The organism is Streptomyces lasiicapitis, assembly GCF_014646335.1.
Taxonomy (GTDB): domain Bacteria; phylum Actinomycetota; class Actinomycetes; order Streptomycetales; family Streptomycetaceae; genus Streptomyces; species Streptomyces lasiicapitis.
Genome location: NZ_BMNG01000010.1, coordinates 189,045 through 209,834, shown reverse-complemented (window position 1 = coordinate 209,834; position 20,790 = coordinate 189,045). Strand labels below are relative to the sequence as shown.

General features: G+C 71.6%; 15 protein-coding genes. 5 read left to right on the top strand and 10 right to left on the bottom strand.

The annotated features are described in order from the left end of the window. Positions 1-28 precede the first annotated feature (28 nt). Entirely contained in the window at positions 29-1,549 is a 1,521-nt protein-coding gene (locus IEY91_RS22610) for a DUF1349 domain-containing protein (RefSeq protein ID WP_189175446.1), read from the bottom strand. 161 nt (positions 1,550-1,710) lie between these two features. Here IEY91_RS22610 and IEY91_RS22605 point away from each other — a divergent pair, with 161 nt between their 5' ends. Continuing rightward, a complete protein-coding gene (locus IEY91_RS22605) occupies positions 1,711-2,937 on the top strand; it encodes a sensor histidine kinase (RefSeq protein ID WP_189175445.1) in 1,227 nt (408 codons plus the stop codon). Continuing rightward, positions 2,934-3,605, top strand: coding sequence for a response regulator transcription factor (locus tag IEY91_RS22600; RefSeq protein ID WP_189175444.1), 672 nt, complete (start codon positions 2,934-2,936; stop codon positions 3,603-3,605). Before IEY91_RS22605 ends, IEY91_RS22600 begins: the two co-directional genes overlap by 4 nt. Before the next feature lie 30 nt (positions 3,606-3,635). On the opposite strand, the gene IEY91_RS22595 is transcribed toward IEY91_RS22600, so the two are convergent. The 6 genes from IEY91_RS22595 to IEY91_RS22575 form a co-directional block, all read right to left on the bottom strand. Further along, complete coding sequence (locus tag IEY91_RS22595; RefSeq protein WP_189175443.1) at positions 3,636-7,778, bottom strand: hypothetical protein; 4,143 nt, start codon at positions 7,776-7,778, stop codon at positions 3,636-3,638. A gap of 3 nt (positions 7,779-7,781) precedes the next feature. Then, positions 7,782-11,489 (bottom strand): hypothetical protein, encoded by a 3,708-nt coding sequence (locus IEY91_RS22590; protein WP_189175442.1) that lies wholly within the window; start codon positions 11,487-11,489, stop codon positions 7,782-7,784. Between the two features lie 676 nt (positions 11,490-12,165). Then, positions 12,166-12,309 (bottom strand): hypothetical protein, encoded by a 144-nt coding sequence (locus IEY91_RS41920; protein ID WP_229697164.1) that lies wholly within the window; start codon positions 12,307-12,309, stop codon positions 12,166-12,168. Between the two features lie 42 nt (positions 12,310-12,351). After that, on the bottom strand, positions 12,352-12,627 hold the full coding sequence (locus tag IEY91_RS41915) for an NUDIX hydrolase (protein WP_229697163.1): 276 nt from the start codon (positions 12,625-12,627) through the stop codon (positions 12,352-12,354). Positions 12,628-12,852: 225 nt separating this feature from the next. Then, on the bottom strand, positions 12,853-13,389 hold the full coding sequence (locus tag IEY91_RS22580) for a hypothetical protein (RefSeq protein WP_204327946.1): 537 nt from the start codon (positions 13,387-13,389) through the stop codon (positions 12,853-12,855). 142 nt (positions 13,390-13,531) lie between these two features. Further along, the gene (locus tag IEY91_RS22575; protein ID WP_229697162.1) at positions 13,532-15,523 is read right to left on the bottom strand and encodes a sigma-70 family RNA polymerase sigma factor; all 1,992 of its coding nucleotides are present in this window, start codon (positions 15,521-15,523) and stop codon (positions 13,532-13,534) included. A 316-nt stretch (positions 15,524-15,839) separates the two neighbouring features. Here IEY91_RS22575 and IEY91_RS22570 point away from each other — a divergent pair, with 316 nt between their 5' ends. Beyond that, complete coding sequence (locus IEY91_RS22570) at positions 15,840-17,309, top strand: S41 family peptidase (protein ID WP_229697161.1); 1,470 nt, start codon at positions 15,840-15,842, stop codon at positions 17,307-17,309. A gap of 14 nt (positions 17,310-17,323) precedes the next feature. Here IEY91_RS22570 and IEY91_RS22565 read toward each other — a convergent pair whose 3' ends face one another. Further along, on the bottom strand, positions 17,324-17,821 hold the full coding sequence (locus IEY91_RS22565; protein ID WP_229697181.1) for a ricin-type beta-trefoil lectin domain protein: 498 nt from the start codon (positions 17,819-17,821) through the stop codon (positions 17,324-17,326). A 205-nt stretch (positions 17,822-18,026) separates the two neighbouring features. On the opposite strand from IEY91_RS22565, the gene IEY91_RS22560 reads away from it, so the two are divergent. Next, the gene (locus IEY91_RS22560) at positions 18,027-18,566 is read left to right on the top strand and encodes a GNAT family N-acetyltransferase (protein ID WP_229697160.1); all 540 of its coding nucleotides are present in this window, start codon (positions 18,027-18,029) and stop codon (positions 18,564-18,566) included. A gap of 33 nt (positions 18,567-18,599) precedes the next feature. Here the strand turns inward: IEY91_RS22560 and IEY91_RS22555 are convergent, their stop codons facing one another. Next, positions 18,600-19,091 carry an MFS transporter gene (locus IEY91_RS22555; RefSeq protein ID WP_189175440.1) on the bottom strand — a complete coding sequence of 164 codons (492 nt, stop codon included), beginning with the start codon at positions 19,089-19,091 and terminating at the stop codon, positions 18,600-18,602. A 136-nt stretch (positions 19,092-19,227) separates the two neighbouring features. On the opposite strand from IEY91_RS22555, the gene IEY91_RS22550 reads away from it, so the two are divergent. Beyond that, positions 19,228-19,509, top strand: a complete 282-nt coding sequence (locus tag IEY91_RS22550; RefSeq protein WP_306309910.1) for a hypothetical protein — start codon at positions 19,228-19,230, stop codon at positions 19,507-19,509. A gap of 41 nt (positions 19,510-19,550) precedes the next feature. Here IEY91_RS22550 and IEY91_RS22545 read toward each other — a convergent pair whose 3' ends face one another. Further along, positions 19,551-20,789: an MFS transporter gene (locus tag IEY91_RS22545; protein ID WP_189175439.1), complete on the bottom strand. Its 1,239-nt coding sequence runs from the start codon at positions 20,787-20,789 to the stop codon at positions 19,551-19,553. Position 20,790: the final 1 nt, after the last annotated feature.

Genomic DNA, 20,790 nt, shown 5'->3' with positions numbered 1-20,790 from the left:
GCCCCGAACCGCGGCCCGTACGCGGGTGTCACCCGAGCGGACGAGAGCCTTCGCCCTGCGGCAGGCGGCTCAGCGCGAGTCCCAGAAGCATCGCCGTGTACGTACACAGCACGGCGATCCCGGCCCACCACGGAAGCGGGAAGTACCCGGCGGAGGGCGCGTAGTGGGCGACGACCTGCGGAAATTCGACGAGGGTCTGCTGGGCGGCGAAACCGGCGGCAGGAGTGACCCGCAGCAGCCACTGTGCCGGGCCGTCGGCGAGGAGCGGGAACGAGGTCACCGCGTACGGGACCGCGATCGTCAGGACGGCGACCACGAGCGCGAGCCAGGTACGGCGGAGCAGCGCGCCGAGCGTGAGGGCCAGCACCGCGGCGAGGGCGAGCACCGCTGCCGTGCCGACGACGACCCGCACCCCGGTGAACGTGGACACCTCGAGGACCGTGACCCCGTTCCCCTCCAGGATCGACAGGCCCGCCGGGATCACGGTGCCCACGGCGACGAGACCGGTCACGAACGTGACGCCTCCGACGACGACTGCCTTCGCCGCGAGCTCCCGGCGGGTGACCGGTGGGCCGTCCGTGCGCGGGAGACGGTACGCGGAGGTGCCGAACCGGACGGCGACCACGAGCACGACGACCAGCCCGAGGGACAGGCCGCCGAGGGCGCGCTCCAGCGGGCGGGCACCGCCCTCGGTGGCTCCCGGCCCGATGTCTCCCGTGCCGGTGACGGTGATCGTGCCATTGGCCTCCACCACCCCGGACGCCTTGTGGTACTTCTCCCAGTCGGTCCGGTTCATCTCGCCGACCGTGTCCTTGGACCAGCCCTTCGCGGGTGGCGCGCCCTTGAGGGCGACGCGGTCGAAGACACCGCCTGCCTGCGTGAAGCGCACCTCCTCCGTCGCGCCCCCGAGGCCGGTGGGCCGCAGCGTCAGGTCGCCCGGAGAGGTGGCGAACAGGCCGACCCGGACGGTCTTGGGCAGCCCGGACAGGAGTGCCGTTCCGACCTTCGTCCACCGCTTGCCGTCGGCGGACTCGTGGCCGGTGACGGTGTCTCCCGACCGCGTAAGGCGCAGCCAGCGCGGCGACCCGGCCGAGACCCCGCTGTCGCTGCCCGCGACGTCATGGCGGTAGTCGTGCTGCATCCGCACGCCGTGGCCGCCGGTGACCATCAACGCGGCGTACGAGGATCCCTGGCCGACGCCGTCCTTGATGATGATCCCGGCCTTCGCCCACGGCACCAGGCCCGGGACGATCTCGTCGTGGTCCGGCGGCGGATAGGTGATCGTGCCCGTCATGGACGTGAGGCGGGCCGTGATGCTGCCGTTCTCGCCCAGGTCCCGGTGCGCGAAGGAGAACTGGTCGTTGACGAGCGAGCCGTCGGGTCCGGTCGGATCGGCGGGGCACGGGCCGTCGCAGGAGGCGCGGTTGCCGGCAGCGTGGAGCAGACCGACGGCGACGACGGCCAGAACCGCGGCCACCATCGCGATCAGCCGGGCCGGACGCCGGAACCTGGTCCACTCCCGACGGAGGAGTTCATGGGTCGCATGCATGAATCCGGTTCTACGGACGCGGGCATAACGCGGCCCGAACCGCCCCTGTCATACCGCTGTTAGGCGCGGCGGGGCATCCTGAGTCCGGCCGGATGCGGCGGACCAGGTCGAATCGGCGGGCCCGGCGCGACCGGCCGGATCCGAGCGGGGGGGAGAGGGCCATGCGCAAGCTGCGGAGCGGAACCGTCGGACGGCGCTTCACGATCCTGTACGCCGCGGGATTCCTCGGGTCCGCGGTCGCGCTGCTCGCCCTGACCTATCTGATGTCCGGCACCGAGCTGACCAGCGCCGCTCCCGAACAGCCCCCGGCCGAGCGCGCGGGCCTCGCCGCCGCCCAGCAGCACATCCGGGACCTGGAGCGGCAACTCGCGGACGCGCAGGGGCAGCAGGACCGCCAGATGCTGGTCGGATCGCTGATCGCCCTCGCGGTGATGGTGGGCGTCTCGCTCCTGCTCGGCCGCGTCCTCGCCGGCCGGGTGCTGCGCCCGCTGCGACTGATCACCGCGGCGACGCGGCGTATCTCCGCGGAGAACCTGCATCAGCGACTCGCCGTCGCCGGACCCGTCGACGAGGTCAAGGAACTCGCCGACACCGTCGACGGTCTGCTGGAGCGTCTCGAAGCCTCCTTCGTCGCGCAACGCCGGTTCGTCGGCAACGCCTCGCACGAACTCCGTACGCCACTGGCGACGATGCGGCCGTCACTGGACGTGGCCGTGGCCAAACCGGCGCCCGCCGCGCAGACCCTCGCGCTCGCAGGACGCCTGCGGACCGAACTGGACCGCGTGGACCACCTCCTTGACGGCTTCCTCGTCCTTGCCCGCGCCCAGCACGGCACCCTCACCGACCGGACCCCCGTGTCGCTCGGCGCCCTGGCCGCGGAAGCGCTGGCCGCGCGGGCCGACGACATCGCCGCGAGAACACTGACCGTCGACGCCGGGCTGCCGCCGGACTCCTGGACGCGGGGCAGCCCGGCGCTGCTGTCCCGGATGGTGGAGAACCTCGTCGACAACGCGATCGTGCACAACGAGGACAGCGGCTGGATCCGGCTCACCACCGCACACGATGACACCGAGGCACGCCTCGTCGTCGAGACCGGCGGGCACGTCCTCGACCAGGACCAGGTGGACCGGCTCACGCAGCCGTTCGCGCGGCTCGGCGCCGACCGGACAGGTCCGGAGGGGAGTTCCGGCCTCGGGCTGTCGATCGTCGCGGCGATCGTCGCGGCACACGGCGGCCGACTGGTGCTCGTGGCCCGGCCGGAGGGCGGCCTGTGCGTCACGGTGGCGCTGCGTGTGACGGCGGTGCCAACGGTGTCGGCGGCGCTGCCCTCGGCGGCCGGTTCGCAAGGGTTCGCAGGTTCGCAAAGGTTCGACGAGGTGACGCCGTGAGAGTGCTGGTCGTGGAGGACGCGCGGACGCTCGCCGAAGTCGTCGCCGAAGGACTGCGGGATCAAGGCATGGCCGTCGACGTCGCGCACGACGGGCTGACCGCCGCCGCGAAGCTGGACGTCAACGCGTACGACGTCGTGGTCCTCGACCGCGATCTGCCCGGCCTGCACGGTGACACTCTGTGCCAGATGATCACCGAGCGGGACGACCGCGCGATGGTGCTCATGCTGACGGCCGCCGGGGCGCCCGGCGACCGCGTCACCGGTCTGACGCTCGGCGCCGACGACTACCTCGCCAAGCCCTTCCACTTCCCGGAACTCATCCTGCGCCTCCGGTCCCTGGCCCGCCGCAGACCGGCCGCGCGCGCCCGCACACTGCGCGCCGCCGGCCTCGAACTCGACCCGATACGCCGCACCGCCCTGCGCGACGGACGCCCGCTGGACCTCTCCGTCAAGGAACTCGCCGTCCTGGAGGCGCTGTTGCGCGCCAGCCCGGGCTTCCTGAGCGCCGAGGACCTCCTGGAGCAGGTGTGGGACGAGAACGCCGACCCGTTCACCAACACGGTGACCGTCACCATCGGCCGGTTGCGGCGCAAGCTGGGCGGCCCGCCGGTCGTCACGACGACGCCCGGGGTGGGCTACCGCATCGCCGGACCTCCGATCGTGTGACGGCGCCCGTGGCCTGACACCGCTCGGCTCTCACAACTCGAAGTCGATCCGCCCCAGCAGACCGACCGTCAGACCGAAGTAGTCCGCGTGCACCAGGCGCCGCGCGGCGGGCACCGCCTGGCCGTTCACGGTGACCGTGTCGGTGGCCGTGTCCGCGTCGGTGCGGTACAGCTCGTACTCCTGCACAAGCAGCCGGTACAGCGTCAGCAACTGCCCCGTCGGCGCCGTGGGGCCGCCGCTCCAGACGAAACCGCCGCCCTCCGCCTTGCAGGCGAGCTCCACCGGAGTCCCGGCCTGCTTCCAGTCCATGTCGTCCTCGCCGAGGCTCGCCCGGGTCTGCAGGGTCACCACGACCCGGCGGCTCGCGGCGGCCGCCACCGCTCCGGTGCCGCTGATCTCGCCGAGTTCGTTGTACGTCGCCGGGCCGGTCATGCGGATGCCGAGGCGGTCGCCCTCGCGGCGGCCGACGAGCGTACGCGGCGGAAGCACCTGGGCGAACTCCGCGCGCTCCACCTTCGACAGGTGCAGCGGGTCGACCGCGTACGGCTGGTAGCGGGCCAGGGCGAGCCGCAGATACGGGAAGTACGCCGCGTCACCGGCGCCCGCGCCGAAGTCCACGTCGATGTCGACGTACCAGAGCCGCCGCTCCTGGTGGTACTCCGGAGTGAAGGCCACCGCGTCCGCCAACACCGGGGCGCTGTCCGGTGATTCGGCCAGGCGCAGCCCCGTCAGCCGCTTCGCCGCGTTCGGGAAGTGCGCGGCCGACGGCTTCGGCAGGGGCGGTGTCGCGGCCCAGACGGGGTCCACGCCCCAGCGGGTGGCGAGGATCTCCGGCACGTCCGCGCCCGGATCCAGGACGACGGCGAGCATCTCGTCGTCGCCGGAGGAGTACCAGGGACGGTTCAAGTAGACGCGCAGGCCCGCCGCCGTGCGCTGCTGGGTGACGGCGACCTGCTGGTGGTCGACGGTCCGCTCCCGGCGGAACGTCGGTACGACGTACGCCACCACCGGCGGCTCCGGGCGGCGCGAACTGGGCACCGCAAGCGGGGCACTCGTCGGGCCGACCCGGATGACCTTGGCGCGGTCCTGGGTGATGCTCGGGTGGAAGTACTCACGGAAGCGGGTGACGGCCGTCGGCGTGTAGCGGACGTTGCGGTGCAGGGTGTCGCCGAACTCGTGCGTGCGGTGGACCGCCGCCAGATCCTCGTCGTACCCCAGCGTGACGTCCTCCAGGTGCGTGTGCCCGTCGATGCGGGTGGGCGCGGCCTGCGTGACGTCGTCCAGCCACTCGCTCCAGTGCGCGTCCAGCTCGACGTGGCCGCTGCTCTCGGAGTGGCTGCTCAGGCGGGCCGTCAGCCGGGCCGCCGTCTGCTCGGCGTCGCGGCCGGCGGCGAGCTGATCGAGCTCCGGCGGTTGCACGGGCTTCTCCACCGCGTGCACGAGGGTCATCTCGACCCAGGGGGTGAGCATCCAGTTCTCTCCGTCGGCGCTGGCCCGGGTCACGAACGCCTTGTCGCGCTCGGGCAGTTCGGCCCAGAACCGCGAGCCCGTCAGCAGACCCCACTGGCGCAGCAGCGGCAGTTTCCGCGGGTCGAGATAGCAGCTCAGCCTGACGGTGGCGATCTCGCCCTTGGGCAGGAACACCTCAAGGACCCGCTCGAACCCGATGTCGTGCCAGTGCGGCTCGTCCGTGCCTTCCTTGATGCGCAGCTTGAACGGCTTGGCCTGCGGCCAGGGCCCGGGGAAGGGGATCTTGCGGTTCTCGCGGTCGCCGGGCAGACCGCGCAGCATGACGCCCTCGGCGAGGACGTCCGGGAGATACGGCAGGATCAACCGGTCCGAGTCGTGCACCACGAACTCGCCCTGCGCCAGCGGGAAACCGCGCCGGGACAGCGGCAGCTCGGTGAGCGGCACGGGGTCGTGCACGTCGTGCTTGGCGATGTGGATGCTGTTCTCGAGCAGCAGATCGTGCTCCAGGTACGGCCACTCCGGCTCGCGCACCTTGGTGTCCAGGAACGACCCGGCCTCGCGGGAGGCGACGGTGAAGTACTCGTCGCGCAGCCGCTCGGGCTTGCCCGCACCGAACGCGGCGTCGAACACGCCGTGTTCCTCGGCCATCTGCAGGGCCGTCTTCGGCGGCGCCAGATGCCGTTCCGCGATCGCCTTGTAGCGGCGGTCCAGATGGTCCACCGGTGAATCGGCCTCGTGGTCGGGCACGTCCGAGCGCCACAGGACGTACTCGTCGGTGGAGATCTCCCGGCCGTCGTCGGTCACCGTGCTGCGGATGACGAGCCGTTCGGTCGACTCGCCCTCGTTGAACGGCAGGAGCGGGATGACCACCGGCTGCGGGACCGGCTCCCAGCGGCCGTACGTGATCGCGTCCGAGTGCACGGCGTCCGGGGTGCTCGCCGTGTGCTCCAGGCTGTTGCCCGCGAGGTCGACGACCCTGGCCCGCATGCGGTACGTCCGGCCGAAGCGCAGCGCGGGCAGGGAGCCCGGCTCCGCGGTGAACTTGGTGTCCAGCGGCACGTCGGGCGAGACCGGCGGATTGGGCTCCTCCGGCTCGTCGTTCAGCCCGATGGTCCGCCCCGGCCGGGGTGCGGCGAGGCTCCAGCCGTGCCAGCCGAACACGGCCTGGTGGCCGTAGAGCTGCCGCCGGTCGGCCGCGTCCGTGGTCACCGTGCTGGCCCGCACCGTGCCCTCGTCCGGGCGCACCTGGATCTCGACGGGCTGCCCGCCGGGGCGGCGGACGGTGTAGCGGCCCCGGCGGCGCAGCAGCGACCGCCACTGCGTGACCCGGCCGGTGACGGGGTCGACGAGGCCGATGTCCACGCGGTAGCCGCGCACCAGCTCCTCGGCGGTCAGGTCGACGTCCGTGGCCGAGGTCGTGCGGTCGACGTCGGCGCCGATGCGCCCGGCGAGGTGCTTGTCGCGGTCGGTGTGCAGGAGGGTGATGCCGGCGCCCCGGGCGGCCGGGGTGCCGGTGCCCGTGACCAGGTCGGCGACCGAGCCCTGTCCGGACGGTACGTCGCTGCTGTCCTGGGTGTCGATGGAGCGGGCGTAGTCGATGTGCTTGAGGGCCGCGCCGTCCACGTCGAGTTCGGTGAGGTGCCAGGACTCGGGGTCGCCCAGGTTCAGCATGCGGCCCGCGAGGAGGACGGCGTCCGTTCCGGGGCCCGCCTCGAAGACGCTGCCCCGGGTGTAGCGGATCTTCGTCCAGGGGCGTTTGGCCGGGGCGTTGAGCGCGGGGTCGCCGGTGACGGTGTCGTCGAAGCGCACCCGGACCCGCGCGCCGTCGGGCACGGCGGCGGGCATCGTGAACTTGAGGTCGAGGACGAGGCCGAAGCGGCGCTGCAGCTCCGGGTAGTCGCCGAGGAGGCCGCACGCCTCGTGGAAGTCCACGCGGTGCGGCGGTTCCTCGGCGAGCCCTTCGGGTTCCTTGCCGCGTTCGTAGAAGCGGGCCGCCTCCGCGAGCGGCAGCATCCGCTTGTTCTCCTCGCGGTTGTACTCCTCGCTGGTGCGGTCCATGTAGCGGGGCACCTGGTCGGGGTCCGCGGCGGCGTCCGGGCCGTCGCCGCGCGGCCGGAGGGCGCGCTCCACCGCCTCGAACCCCTTCTGTACGTCGGCGCCGAGACCGAGCACCTGCGACGAGATGATGTCGGTCACGCGGTACAGCGCGGGCAGTTCCCAGCCGCGGTGGTCGGTGGGCGGCTCCTCGCAGAGGATCCGCTCCTCGCGCGCCCACTCCGTGTTGAGCCTGCTCCGTGTGGTGTACACGGCGACGGCCTCGTACACTCCCGTCACCTCGTCGTGCACCAGCTTGCCCGGGTACGACCGCAGGGTGCGGCGCTCGGCCGCGGCGAGCGCGGCCGGTTCCTCGGGCCGCTCCACGTAGGTGTCGCCGGTGAACAGCGTCTTCCACAGCGTGGATTCGTGGGCGGGAAAGCGGCCGGTGGGCTGCCACTGCTTGACGAGCGTGTCCCGCGGGTTGTCGAACTCCAGCCACAGGCCGGGCAGAAGTGTGGTGGTGAGCCGGTGCGGCCAGTCCACGAAGTAGCCGGAGCCGGCGAGGGTGTCGATCCCGGTCAGGGTGGGACTGACGAGAACGGAGACACGTACGGTGTCGCCCTCGACGACGCCGTCGGGGAGCACCGTCCATCGGATGCTGTCCATGGATCAGGCCACCTCCGCGAAGGCCGTGCAGTAGTCGAAGACGGGGTCGACGCGGGCACCGGTCACCGGGTCCACGTACGGCGACATGAGGTCGGTGAACGACGGCGGGGCGATCTCCGGGGCGCCCGCGCCCGCGAACGCCAGGGTCGCGCCGCCGCCGGCGAACTTCTTCTCGCAGCGGATCGTCACCGACTTCGAGAAGAAGCCGATCTCGATGCTGATGGTGAGCCTGGCCCGGCCGATCGCGTACCCGTCGACGTATCCCAGTTCCAGATACAGCTCGATGGACGCCGACACGATGCCGAGGACGTCGACCTCGCCGCGCGCCCGCAGATAGCCGACGAGGGTGACCTTGTTCCGCGACGAGCCGGGGCCGCCGGTGAGTTCGAGCCGGAAGTAGATGCCGGCCATCACGGACAGGCTGCCGCTGGCCACGCCGAAGTTCATGGACACGGCGGCCCCGAACTCCAGGGCGGCGTCCAGGACGGCGATCTCCTTCGGGGAAAGCACGATCCCGAAGTAGCCGCCGCCGCCCAGCATCGACACGGTCAGGCGGAACGGTGCCTCACGCCGGCAGAAGGCGAATCCGGCCTGTAGCGGGGTGTCCCCGATGAACGGCACCGAGAAGCCCGCGTTGAGCGAGAGGTTCTCCAGGCTGAACACGCCGATGGCCGCGTTGGGCAGCTGCATCGAGTAGTTGGCGTGGATGCCCGAGCTGTCGACGGTGAGCGCGGGCGGATCGCTGAAGCCGTCGAGCGGGATGATGTTGCGCAGGGTCTGGATGAACGCGAGGTGCCCCACGAAGTCGACGCCGCCGAACTTCACCTCGACGTCGGGTTTCTGCCCGGCGCGCATGCTGAACCGGATCCGGTCGAAGCGCAGCACGATCGCCTCGAAGTCGGGGACCATGCGCAGCTCGAACTTCTCCAGCGTGCAGGTGACGTCCGCGGCCTGGGGCACGTCCGGGCGCAGCGAGCCGCGCAGGTCGGTGACCAGCGTCAGCTTGCCGATCGGCCAGAACACGGCTTCCTCGCGAGACCCCGGTGTCGGCTTGCCCGGCGCCCACGCCTTGATGTCGGGCTGCCACTGGAGCCGCGAGTTGACGACGTCCGGCAACTTGGCGCCGAGCGCGGCGAGTTTGAGGGCATCCTTCAGGGCGAGGGCTTGACCGACGGCGTTCTCCCACGTGGCCGCCTGCTCGGCGACGCGCGTGAGGACCTGTCGTACGCCGTCGTCCACCGCGGCGGGCAGCCCGACGCGCAACGCGGTGAGCGCGTCGGAGAACGCGGCGAAGGCGATCTCGACGTCCCTGATGGGGACGGGGTTCGGTGCCTGCTCCAGATGGCTGCTGATGAACTTGACGAGCAGGTCCGCGAAGGCGGTCGCGGTGTCGACGACGCGGGTGACCTTGGCGGCGGTCTCCGGGAACTGCTGCTGTACGGAGAAGAGCAGGTCGCGCAGCCCGCGCAGGTCGTTGAGGAAGCCCGTGACCGCGTTGACCGTCGCCGTGAAGAAGTTCGGCGCCTTGAGCTTGTCCAGGCCGATCTCGCTCAGGATCTCGGTGAGCGGGAACATCCCGAACAGCTTCGCCGCCCCCGTCAACTGCCCGAAGTAGTCGGCGGGGTTGAACTTTCCCTCGGCGAGCTTGGCCCACTTGTCGAAGGGGACGAGGTCGCCCGTGTTGCCCGTCCGCGCGCCCGGGGGAGTGGGGAGTGTCGCGGCGACCGGCCCGGTGAGCCGCGAGAGTCCGGCGACCGGGAAGTTGGGCTGGGCGAGCGCCCCGGCCGTCTGGCCGCCATTGCGGAAGGTCAGGTCGACGGGCTTGGCCAGCTCGACGAAGACCTGCCCCTTGTTGCCGGCCTCGAACGCGTTGGTCACGTACGGCTCGGGATAGAACACCGACTGCGTCTGGTCGCCGCCGAAGCCGGTGCCGAACCGGCTCAGCGCCGGGACCACGGCTCGCGCCCAGCGCACGGTCGGCAGGAAGCGCGGGTGCGCGTCGGAGTCCAGGGCCAGGATGTTCGGTGTGGTCGTGGCGCCCCAGACGAGCTGTCCCGTGCACAGGGTGGTGTCGTCGGGCTTGCTGCTCGGAGCGTAGGCGAGGGGCTGTCCGCGCAGGTCCGCGACGACCCGCCGGGTGTTCGCGTCCGCCGGGTCCGGGGGTTCGGGCGTCGCGTCGGAGATCAGCCCACGATAGTGATCGATGATCTTCACCACGTCGGCTGCGACCTCGTGCACCCGCTTGCCCACGAAGGCCATCGGCGTACGGAACTCGAGAACGCGACCGTCGAGGTCCACCATGCCGACCTGGAACGAGAAGGGGTTCTCCTCCGCGGTCACCGGGAAGAAGGCGAACTTGTAGTTGGGGTCGCCGCCGACGTCGGACAGCCCCGGGATCGGCTGCGGCGGGAGCAGATCCGGAGTGATCAGCGTGAGCAACCGGACGCTGCGGAAGGGGAAAAGGCGGCGCAGCCGCTTCTGGTCGTCGATGTCGTCCTTCGAGCCGTAGCTCCGCACCGGCTCGCGGACCATCACGAAGAACCGCTGGTTGAGATAGGCCGCGTTGTCCGGGCGGTGGGGGTCGAACTTGCGCTCGGTGACCTTGACCAGGTCGGCGAGGTGCCCGAAGGGGAAGAGCCGCCCCCGGTACATGACGCGTACGTAGTGGTCGCGCCCCATCGAGGCACGGTGCCGCCACTGTGTGACGTCGAAGCCGACGGGCGGCTTCTCCCACACGCCGAGCGAGTCGAGCCACCCCCCGAGGGACGAGAGCACGAGGTTGTCGACCTTCAGCGGGGCGGGCTTGAAGCCGCCGGGCAGGTTGGTGTTGGAACTCAGATGCACCACGGAGGACCGGTCACCGGGGTTCAGCGCCATGGTGAAGGGATCCCCGACGGGATCCAGCGGGCGCGGGACGGCCGGGTCGAATCCGGGGTCGCGCGTCCACACGGCACGGGCGCCGCCCGCGGGCATCCGTGTGTGCCAGAGCTCGATCCGGCCGTCGGGGTCGGGCAGCTCGGCGGCGTGCGTCCAGGTGGCGGTCTGGGGCGGGGAGAGGAGCAGGCGGTAGGGGAGCTCGATGCCGGTGCGGGGGTTGGCGGGGTCGGCGAGGGGGTTCTCGGGGGCGGGGCCCGCGACGGCTTCTGTTTCAGCGGTTGGCGGGGCGGGCGTGGTGTACAGGCCCGCGTCCACGGGGCCGTCCGGCCCGTGGCGCGCGGTGAGTTCGGCCACCGTCCGGGCCAGGCGCAGCGCCTCGAATACGTCGGTGGGTCCCCCGTCGGCCATGGGCTGGCGGAGGCCCGCCGCGGTGGCCGACGCGCGGGCGGCGTCCACGACGCGGAGGGGAAGCGTCCGCATCGCGATGAGGAGTCCGGAATCGGTGTACGTGATGATGTCGTCGGCGCCCACGGAGAAGACGAGGACGCTGCGGCCGCCGATGCGGGAGGCGACGGGGGGCGGCTTGTGGGGCTCACTGGCCGCTGGTGCCGTTTCCGGAAGGCCGGGGCTCACCTCGAAGAAGGCCCGCTCGGCGACGTGCTGCGGGCCGAACGTGACGACGAGGTAGGCGGGTTGGGCGGGGTCCTTGCGGAGGAGCCGCCGGGGCCCGATGAGGGGCTTCTCCAGGCGGAGCCCCTGGAAGAGGAAGTGCAGATCGAGCAGGTCGGTGGCCCGCAGGAGCCGGTACGGCTGGGGTGGTGGTGGCACGGACATGTGATTCCCCCGTGGGACATGGGACGTGGGACGTCGGGCGGGCCGGGGCCCACTTGAACCGTGTGTCGAGATGGCGGGTTGGCTGCTGCGCGGCGACAACATCGGTGTACGAGGCGGACGTTGGGCCCGGAGGTGGCACCGGCAGCGAGCCACTCAGCGACGCTGAGCGGTGGGGGCACCGGCGCGGAGGTGGGGTGAGGGGAAGGGGGAGGAGGCGAGGCGACGAAGTGGGACGAGGCGAGGCGACGTAGGAGGGGGCGACGTGAGACGAGCCCCGCGAGACAGGCGACCGCTGATCCCCATGAGCGGGGATCGGCCCGTGACGGGTGGTTCCCTTGGTTCCCTGTGCTGCAACACGCTTTCTACAGCACGGGCGGTGCTATGGTCTCCGCCGGTTTCGGCCGACTCGCGTGAGGCGAACGGGGCGCGAACGGGGGCGTCATGGGCTGGGGCGCCTGGGCATCAGCAACCACGCGCGCGTCACGCACGACCCGTACCGCACAGCCCCCGGCAACCGCTTGCCACATGCCTGCCCCCTCCCCGAGTCTCGCCTGATCACTGCTCGTCCCCAGGCTCCCCGACAACACGGGGCACACGTCTACAGGATGCCCCGCATCTCACCCCATCGGGTGAACTCACCGATTGGCTGGCTTCCGCCCCTCCGCCCGCACTGCCCTTACATCCAGCCGTAGTTGTCGTCGGTGATGGCCCTCAACGCCGCGTCGGCGACGGTCGCGCGGGGGTGAGGCAGCGCGGCGAGCGCCTGACCGACCGGCGGGAACATTGCCAGCGCACCCGTCTCGCGGTGATGCGTCCACACGACGGACCCCATCTCATGGGTGCCGTCGGCCAGTTCGTCGTACTACTCGGTGGCGAGCCGGGCGCGGACGCGCGGACTGATGTGGAGGCGGTGGACCAGGTGGAGCTCGCGCGGCGGCGGGGTGGGCCCGGGCCGGGTGACCATCTGGTCGGGCATCCACAGCAGTTCACCGCCCTCGGCGAGGTCCACATCGAGGGCGAGTTCCTCCATCAACTCCCGTCGGAGCGCGGCGGGCAACGGCTCACCGGGTTCCAGGGGCGTGAAGAGGCGGAGCGCGCGGTGCTGGTGCCCGCGGCCACGCTGGCGCTCTGGGAGCATTGGGCTTCCGCCGCCTACCCGACGAGTGGCGTTGAGGACGAGAACCGGACTGCGGCGGAGGAGCCTCAACTCACCGACCAGCGCCACCGCTTCGTCGAGTGCGACGGCTTCGTGATGTTGGCGCAGGAGGCGGTGCAGGCGCTGCGCGCGCCACGACGTGCGTGCTCGGCATGCTCCGGCCCGCCGCTGGGGGCGGTGGGCCGGAGCGGCACCGTGGGGGGGCGTTCAGTTCCAGGGGTTGGCCGGCTGGTCGTTGATCGCTGTCCAGAAGCGGGTGCCCGCCGGGACCTCGCCGTTCGCCCAGAAGCTCCAGCCGCCCGAGCTCCCCAGGTCGGGGCCGTAGCGCCCGTCGTGGAACTCGGCCATCCGCCAGCCCGCGCCGAAGTTGTTCGCGCAGACGCTGTCGGCGACGGCGCGGCTGGTCAGGCGGTTGCCCCGGATGGGGTTGCTCGCCGCGACGGTGCCCCGCGCCCAACCGGCGTAGAAATCAGGGGTGATGCCCGCGGGCACGGGGCTGTTGTCGAGCTTCAGGCACAGCACCGGCAGGGCCGTCGTGGTGGCCGTGTCCCCGGTGTACGCGTTGCTCAGCGGGCCCCCGCCCACCCTGACCGTGCCGCTGGGACCGTCGGCCAGCAGCGTCCAGGTCATCGCCTTTCCGTTGTTGGCCGGTGCGGCCGGTGCGGCCGCGGCGGGGGTTGCGGCTCCGGCGGCCACCATCAGGGCGGCGGCGCCGAGGGACAGACCCAACTTGATCGGGCGCAAGGCTTCTCCTCACGGGAGTGACATGAGTTACGTGCCATGACGGTCACGAATTCTTCACGTCCTTCAAACTTTCCCCAAGGGTGAGAATGCGACATCCCGCGTCACCCCTGTCCCGTGAGGCCTCGCCGCAAGGGCGCGGGTGTCACCGCGCGCCGAACGCTTGCGTCCACCACGGTCCGCCGCTGCCCTGCTCGATGCCCATGCCCATCTCCTTGAACGAGCAGTTGAGGATGTTCGCCCGGTGGCCCTCACTGTTCATCCAGGAGCTCATGACCGAGGACGCGGACTGCTGCCCGCGGGCGATGTTCTCCCCGTAGGTGCTCCACTGATAGCCGGCCGCGGTGATCCGCTTGCCCGGGTCGGTCCCGTCGGGCGAGGTGTGCGAGAAGTAGTTACGGGCCTTCATGTCGGCCGAGTGCCGCTGCGCGGCCGTGGCGAGCTTGCTGTTGTTGGTCAGCGGACGGCAACCCGCCTTCTGGCGCTCGGTGTTGACCAGGCTGAGGACCTGCTGCGCCATCGAGCCGGACGGCGCCGGAGGCTTGGGATCCGCGGTCGGGCGACTCGTCTTCGGCGGCGTGGGCGGCTTCGGCTTGTGGGGCTTCGGCGTCGCCGTGCGCGTCGGCTTGTCGACCGGCTTCGCCGTCTTCTTCTTTTCCTTCTTCTTCGGCTTGGCGGACTTCGACGGCGACGTGGAGCGTGCCTTCTTCGCCTCCGGCGTGCTGGACGGCGCCGAGCTGGACGGAGTGGGCTCGTCCGTCTTCATCGCCGCGGTCGTGCTCTTGTCGGAGCCGTCGGAGTCGTCCGTGCTGAACTGCATGACCGCGGTCAGCGTCGCGATCGCCACGATGCCCGCGCCGGCCGCGACCGCCTGCCGGCGACGACGCGTGGTGCGCCGGCCCTGGCGCAGCTCCGCGCGCGAGCCGGACGCCCCGGCGCCGGACGCGGGCGATATCGCCGTGACGCCGTCGGCCAGGGTCGCGTCGGCGTCGTGCGCGCGGTACGGCTCTCCGTAGCCGGTGCCCGCGTCGTACGCGTGGTGGTTGGGGTGGTGGGGGTACGCGGAGCCCGGCGCCGCCTGGTCGGCGGGGTGCGGGGTGGACATCGGGTCTACGGGATCTTGTGGGTGCATGGTGTGGGGGATCGCCTCGGTGTGGTTGGCGTGGTCGGGATGCGGACCGTGCTGGGTGAGCTGCGTCTGGTCGGTGTGCTGAGCGTGCTGTGCGTGGTCGACGTGCTGTGTGTGGTCTGCGTGCTGTGCGTGGTCGGTGTGCTCAAGGTGCTCGGCGTGCGCCGTGTGTTGTACGTGTGCCGTGTGGGCGCTCGCACCGGGATCGGTCACGTGGAGAGTGCCCGCCATCAGCGGCGGTACGAGCGCGAGGCCCGCAAGCAGCCCCTCGGCGGGAGTGAGCCGCGCACCGTGCCCCGTGCACGCGGCGCACGCGCGGGTGTGGCGCGCGAGGCGCTTGCGCCACAGCGCCGACGGCCTGCCGTCCCAGGACCCGGTGAGGGCCACCAGCTCGGGGCAGCGCGGCGTCGCGGCCAGGGCGCGCACCACCGTCCGTGCCGCCTCCAGCTGCGCCTTCATGCGCTGGACGCGTACGGCCGTGTGCTCGGCGGAGAGGTCGAGGGCCTGGGCGATCTCGGTCCGGGTCAGCTCGCCGGCGGCTTCCAGCCACCACAGGGCGAGCAGCTCGCGGTAGTCGTCGTCCATCCAGCGTGTCGCCCGCGCGACCTCCTTGCGCTCGCCGGACAGGCCGAGCCGCAGGATGGTGACGTCGGTGAAGTCGCTGCCGGGGTCGGGAACCTCGTACGCGTCCTGGAGACCGCTGTCGACGGGCGCGGGGCGCTGCTGGCGGCGGGTCTCGTTCATGGCGATGGCGACAAGCCAGGACCGGAAGGAGGCGGGGTCGCGCAGAGCGGGAAGGCCGCGGAGCATCCGCACCATGGCTTCCTGCACGATGTCGTCGACGTCGGCGTGACCGCCGAGAGCCCGGCCGACGATGTTGTACACCAGCGGCAGGTAGGAGGCGGCCAGCTCGTGCTGGGCCCGCGCGTCCCCGGCCCGCGCGGCGGCGACCAGAGCGGTCAGCTCGGCGCCGTCGACCTGCTCGCGCTTCCGCTGATCGTGCTCCACAACGCTTCTCCTGTCCTGGTTCCTGTGTGACCCCGCTGACTGGGAGATCCTGCGCGCTGGAGCGGGATAACAGAAAGCCGCGAGAAGGGTTTGAGAGCTGGGTCACGTTTTCCAGGAGTGGTTGATGTTGCGGGCGGGGCTGGATCGGTCCTGCCGGTCGGCGCGTGTGGTGGATAGCGTTCGAGGTGGTTCCGCTGGGGTTGTCCCCACCGCGAGGTTCGGGGCAGCCGGATGGGCGGTGGGGCGCTGCCTTCGGGATCATGGGGGCGGACTCCGCCGACAGGGAGGCGGCAGCGCCGACAGGGGAGGAATGCACATGCGCATGGCGACGGCCGTGGTCACGGCCCTGACCCTCACTGCGGGGACGGTTCTCACCGCGGGGGCGGCGACGGCGGTGACACCCGCGAAGAGGACAGTGACGCCCGCCGCGACGACCACCACACCGGCAGCATCGGCAACCGCGGAGTCGAAAATACGCGGTTTATGGCGTGTGAACGGTTATGGAGCCGTGTGGTCAATTGGTCCGGGAACGATCCAGAAGTACGAGACCACATCCGTGAGCTGCCTGAAGGGCGACTCGGGGAAGCGGACGGGCCCGGGGCGGTACGCCACGAAGGACGGCGCCGAGCTGACCGTGCGCGCGGCGCACGGCCGCGACCGGGCGACGCTGCGCATGGACGCCTCCGTGGGGCATCAGGAACTGCGCCGCGTCGGGAAGCTCCCCGCCGCCTGCACCCGCCCGGCACCGCAGGGCCCCGTGGCCGCCTTCGACGTCTTCTGGCAGTCGTTCGAGGAGAACTACCCGTTCTTCGCCGCCAAGGGCATCGACTGGCACGCCGTGCGCGACCGGTACCGGCCCAAGGTGCACGCCGACACCACGCGCGAGGAACTGTTCACGTTGTTCTCCGAGATGGCCGACCCGCTCGAGGACGCGCACGTGGGGGTGGGTTACGGCGACCGGTTCTTCGGCCGGGTGCGGTCCGGGACCGTGATGCCGTCCGAGGAACTGGACGCCCGGGTGAAGAAGTTCGTGCTGGCGCGCGACCTGAAGGGCGCCGAGCACGTACAGGACTTCGCCAAGGGGAGGATCACGTACGCCGATCTGCCCGGCGGAAAGGGCTATCTACGGATCTCCGGCTTCAGCGGCTACGCGGACGACGGCGCCCCGTACAGCGCGCATCTCGCCGAGCTCGACCGGACGCTCGGCACCGTCTTCACCAAGGAGCGCACCCGGAGCCTGAAGGGTCTGATCGTCGACCTGCGCATCAACGGCGGCGGTTCGGACGAGCTCGGCCTGCGCATCGCGAGCCGTCTCACCGACACCGGCTACGTCGCGCACTCCAAGCGCGCCCGCAACGACCCCGCCGACCCCACACGGCACACCCGCCCCCAGCCCCTCCGCGTCACCCCCGCCGACGCGCCCCGCTACACCGGACCGATCGCCGTCCTCACCGGCGGCTCGACGGTCAGCGCGGGCGAGACGTTCACGCAGGCACTGATCGACCGGCCCGGCAGGACCGTACGCATCGGGCAGCCCACGCAGGGCGTCTTCTCCGACATCCTGCCGCGCAGGCTGCCCTTCGGCGGCATGGGGATGTGGCTGCCGAACGAGGAGTTCCTGACGCGCTCGGGAACCACCTTCGACGGCCCGGGAATCCCGCCCCACCTGACCGAACCGGTCTTCACGGAGGAGGAGTTCGAGAAGAACCGCGACTCGGCGTTCGACCGGGCCCTGAAGTTCCTCGCCACGAGGGGCGGACCGCAGGGCACGCGCGACGGGAGTTAGGCGGAGCTCTGCGGTCAGGGCGTCGTTGTATGGAACCACCAGACGGAACTCGGAGCGGTTGCCGTGGTGGAGAAGGCCAGGACCCGGTTTCCCCAAGCCTGGGTCTCCACCATGCGGCCGGTGCCCGAGGCGGCGCCGATCCCGCCGAAGGAGTCGAAGACGAACCGCTTCGCCGCGTCGTTCGTATTGCAGTCGCCCCGGTAGGCGCCGACGAATCCGGCGATGGGCCGGGCCCACAGACAGCCGCCCGCGGCGTTGCGGATCAGGTATTCGGAGGGCGAGATGATCTCCGGACTCCACATCTGGGTCGCTCGTCCGGTCTCGCACGGAGCCATGTTGACCACGTCGTTGTCGAAAGCGGTCAGACACTCCGGGCCGGATTCGTTCCGGAATTGCCCCCATTGTCCCAAAGTCGCTGCCTGACTCGGGTTCCCACTCGACAGAGCGAGGCCGAGGAACAGCGCGGCCGCCGCAGTCGTGACTCCGGCTCGGCGCCGCTTGTGCAGTCGCATGTGCAGAGGCCCGTATGCGCGCAGACGTACCATCCCGACCTCCCGGGGTCGCGACATCCCTGATGCGGGATCTACCCAGGGATTGCCCCCGCGAGCCGCCGATTCACTCCTTCGAGTTGCCCGAAGGCGGGTGCGGTGCGCGGGGACAGCCGCCCGGCTCCGTAAATGTGTTGAGTGCCGTGATGGGCCCTCGTACGTTCCGACCGTGACGGAATCTGCGATGCCCCCGCACAAGACGCCGACGCCTTCGTACGAGGCCCCCGACCTCCCCACCCGGCTTCCGGACCTGGTCCTGCGGGAGCTGACGGCCCAAGACGCCGACGCCTACTACGCGTTGCTCGACCGCAACCGCGAGCATCTGAGTCGCCTCGGCGACTACCAGGCGGAGAGCCGTGCCACCCCCGAGTGGGTGCGCGAGCACCTGGACGAAGACCCCGGCGGGCTGCGCTACGGCATCCGTCTCGGCGGCCGGCTGATCGGCCGGGTCGACCTGATCGCCGTCGACCCGCCGCGCTACGGCACCGGCTACTGGCTGGACGAGGCCCACGTGGGCGCCGGCCACGCCACGGCCGCGTGCGCCGCCCTCTACGGCTACGCCGCCCGCGCGCTCGGGGCGACGGACATCTACGCCGGGGTCACGCGGGGCAACGACCGGAGCGTGGCCCTGCTCGCCCGCCTGGGCTTCGAGCCGGTGGCGGAGTTCGCGGACTACACGCGCTTTCACCTCGGGCTCGGGGAGCGGTGAGGGGCGTGCGCGCCGGGGCGGCGGGCGGCGGATCTACTCCCGCTCGGCCCTGACGGCCGCTTCGTCGGGCTTGGAGGGTGGGCCCTCGGTCGCTGCCACACCGCCGTCGTCCCCGTCGAACCCCGTCCGCACCTCCCGCAACAGCACCATCGCCCCCACCGCCAGCACGGCCACGATCGCGCCCGCCACCCCCGCGTCGACGTTCGGGCCCTGGGTGAACGCCTCCCGCGCGGGCTCCAGGAGTTCCGGGCCGAGGGAGTCGGGGAGGTCGCGGGTGGCGGCGTCCGCGTTGGCGAGGGTGTCGCGGGCCGCGTGCGCGGTGTCGTCCGGGAGGCCCTGGGGGAGGCTGTCGGCGGTCTCGTCGCGGTAGACGGCTGTGACCACGCTGCCGAGACCGGCGATGCCCAGGGCGATGCCGAACTCCATGCCCGTCTCCGACATCGCCGCCGCCGAACCGGCTTTCTCCGGAGGCGCCGAGCCGACGACCAGGTCCGTACCGAGGGCCATCATCGGGCTGATGCCCATGTAGACGAGAGCGCGAAGCCGGTCACCAGGAGGGGCAGACCGCCGGAGCTGTCCACCTGACCCCGCCCGAGCGGGTCGTCCTCCGCCGGCTCGCCGTGCACAGCGACGGCTGCACGAGGCCGGGGAGACGGAGCGGGTGCGCCGTCGGCACCGTGACCACTACCTCGCCCTCGCCGAACGCGCCGCACCGGAGCTGCGCGGCCCCGACCAGCGCCGCCATCTGCGGCTCCTGGACGCGGATGCCGCCAACCTCCGCCGGGCGCTGGACGACGCGGTGCGCGACGGCGCAGCCCACCACGCGCTGCGGCTCGTCAACGCGCTGTCCTGGTACTGGTTCCTGCGCGGGCGGCTCAGGGAGGCCGTCAGGTCGGTGGAGGCTGCGCTGGCCGTGGGCACGGACGTGCGGCTCCCCGGCTGACCGCCCAGAGCCGGACCGTCACCGCCCCGGGCCGCAGCCCCTCACACCTTGACTTCCGCCTCCACCTCCGCGGCCCCCGTCCAACGGATCCGCGCCGCGCACACCGACACCAGGCACGCCGAGACCGCCACCGCCGCCATGCCCCAGACCAGGCTGGTGCCGGCCGCGATGAAGCCGATGACCGGGGGGCCCGCGAGGAGGCCCGTCGTGCCCATGGCGGCCACCAGGGCCAGGGCGTCCGGGCCCTGGCGCGCCGCGGCCACGTACACGCAAGGGGTCACGGCAGCGATGCCGAGGCCCATCGCGGCGAAGCCGATCAGGGCCGGTACGACGCCGCCGGCCAGGAGCGCGAACGCCAGGCCCGCGGCGGACAGGACGCTGCCGACGCGTACGACGCGGCCGTCGCCCCACTTGGTGCGCCAGCCGTCGGCGAAGAGGCGGGCGAGGACCATCATCACCGAGACGACGGCGATGCCGAGGGGCGCGAGGCGTGCGGAGGCCTCGGCGACCTCCTTCATGTACAGCGCCGACCAGTCGTTCATGGCGCCCTCCGCCACGGTGCCGAACACCATGGCGCCGCCCATCCACAGGGTCACCCGGGAGGGGATGGACCAGGTGCGCCGCCGCTTGTCCGCCTGTGGTCCGTCGGCGGAGGACTCCTCGGTGGATTGCTCGTCGGTCTGCGAGTCGGTCTGCGCGTCGGGCTGTTCGTCCGGCAGGAGAGTCGGCTGGGCGTACAGCGTCAGGAGGAGGATCAGGACCGTGGCGACACCGAAGTGCAGTGCCATGGACGGACTCAGGGCGCTCATCCCTGAGGCGAGAAGCGCCGCGCCCAGCGATCCGGCGCTGAACGTCGCGTGCAGCTGCGACATGGCGGTGCGCCCGTGCCGGGACTCCAGCGCGGCGCCCTGCGCGTTCATGGCGACGTTCAGGCATCCGACGCCCAGGCCGTCGGCGCACATCACGGCCAGCGTGACCGGGTAGTTCGGCGCGGCGGCCAGGGCGAGCAGGAGCACGCCGAGGAACAGCGCCGACAGGAGCGCGAGCCGCCGCGAACCCCAGCGCCTGCTGAGCGCGGCGACCAGCGGGAAGGACGCCGCCGCGCCGACACCGCAGGCCATCAGGAGCAGCCCCAGCTCCGCCTCCGACAGGTCGAGCCGGGACTTGAGAGCGGGGAGCCGCGCCGCCCACGTCGCGTACTGGAAACCCAGGACGCAGAACAGCGCCGCGATGGCCAGTTGGGCGCGGCGGAACTCGTCGCGAACGAGCAACTTGTGCATC

Excerpts from the sequence above, each read along its gene's own strand:
- IEY91_RS22610 (WP_189175446.1), bottom strand. The coding sequence starts at position 1,549 with ATGCATGCGACCCATGAACTCCTCCGTCGGGAGTGGACCAGGTTCCGG.
- IEY91_RS22590 (WP_189175442.1), bottom strand. The coding sequence starts at position 11,489 with ATGTCCGTGCCACCACCACCCCAGCCGTACCGGCTCCTGCGGGCCACC.
- IEY91_RS41915 (WP_229697163.1), bottom strand. The coding sequence starts at position 12,627 with ATGCTCCCAGAGCGCCAGCGTGGCCGCGGGCACCAGCACCGCGCGCTC.
- IEY91_RS22595 (WP_189175443.1), bottom strand. The coding sequence starts at position 7,778 with ATGGACAGCATCCGATGGACGGTGCTCCCCGACGGCGTCGTCGAGGGC.
- IEY91_RS22570 (WP_229697161.1), top strand. The coding sequence starts at position 15,840 with ATGCGCATGGCGACGGCCGTGGTCACGGCCCTGACCCTCACTGCGGGG.
- IEY91_RS22545 (WP_189175439.1), bottom strand. The coding sequence starts at position 20,789 with ATGCACAAGTTGCTCGTTCGCGACGAGTTCCGCCGCGCCCAACTGGCC.
- IEY91_RS22605 (WP_189175445.1), top strand. The coding sequence starts at position 1,711 with ATGCGCAAGCTGCGGAGCGGAACCGTCGGACGGCGCTTCACGATCCTG.
- IEY91_RS22565 (WP_229697181.1), bottom strand. The coding sequence starts at position 17,821 with ATGCGACTGCACAAGCGGCGCCGAGCCGGAGTCACGACTGCGGCGGCC.
- IEY91_RS22555 (WP_189175440.1), bottom strand. The coding sequence starts at position 19,091 with ATGGGCATCAGCCCGATGATGGCCCTCGGTACGGACCTGGTCGTCGGC.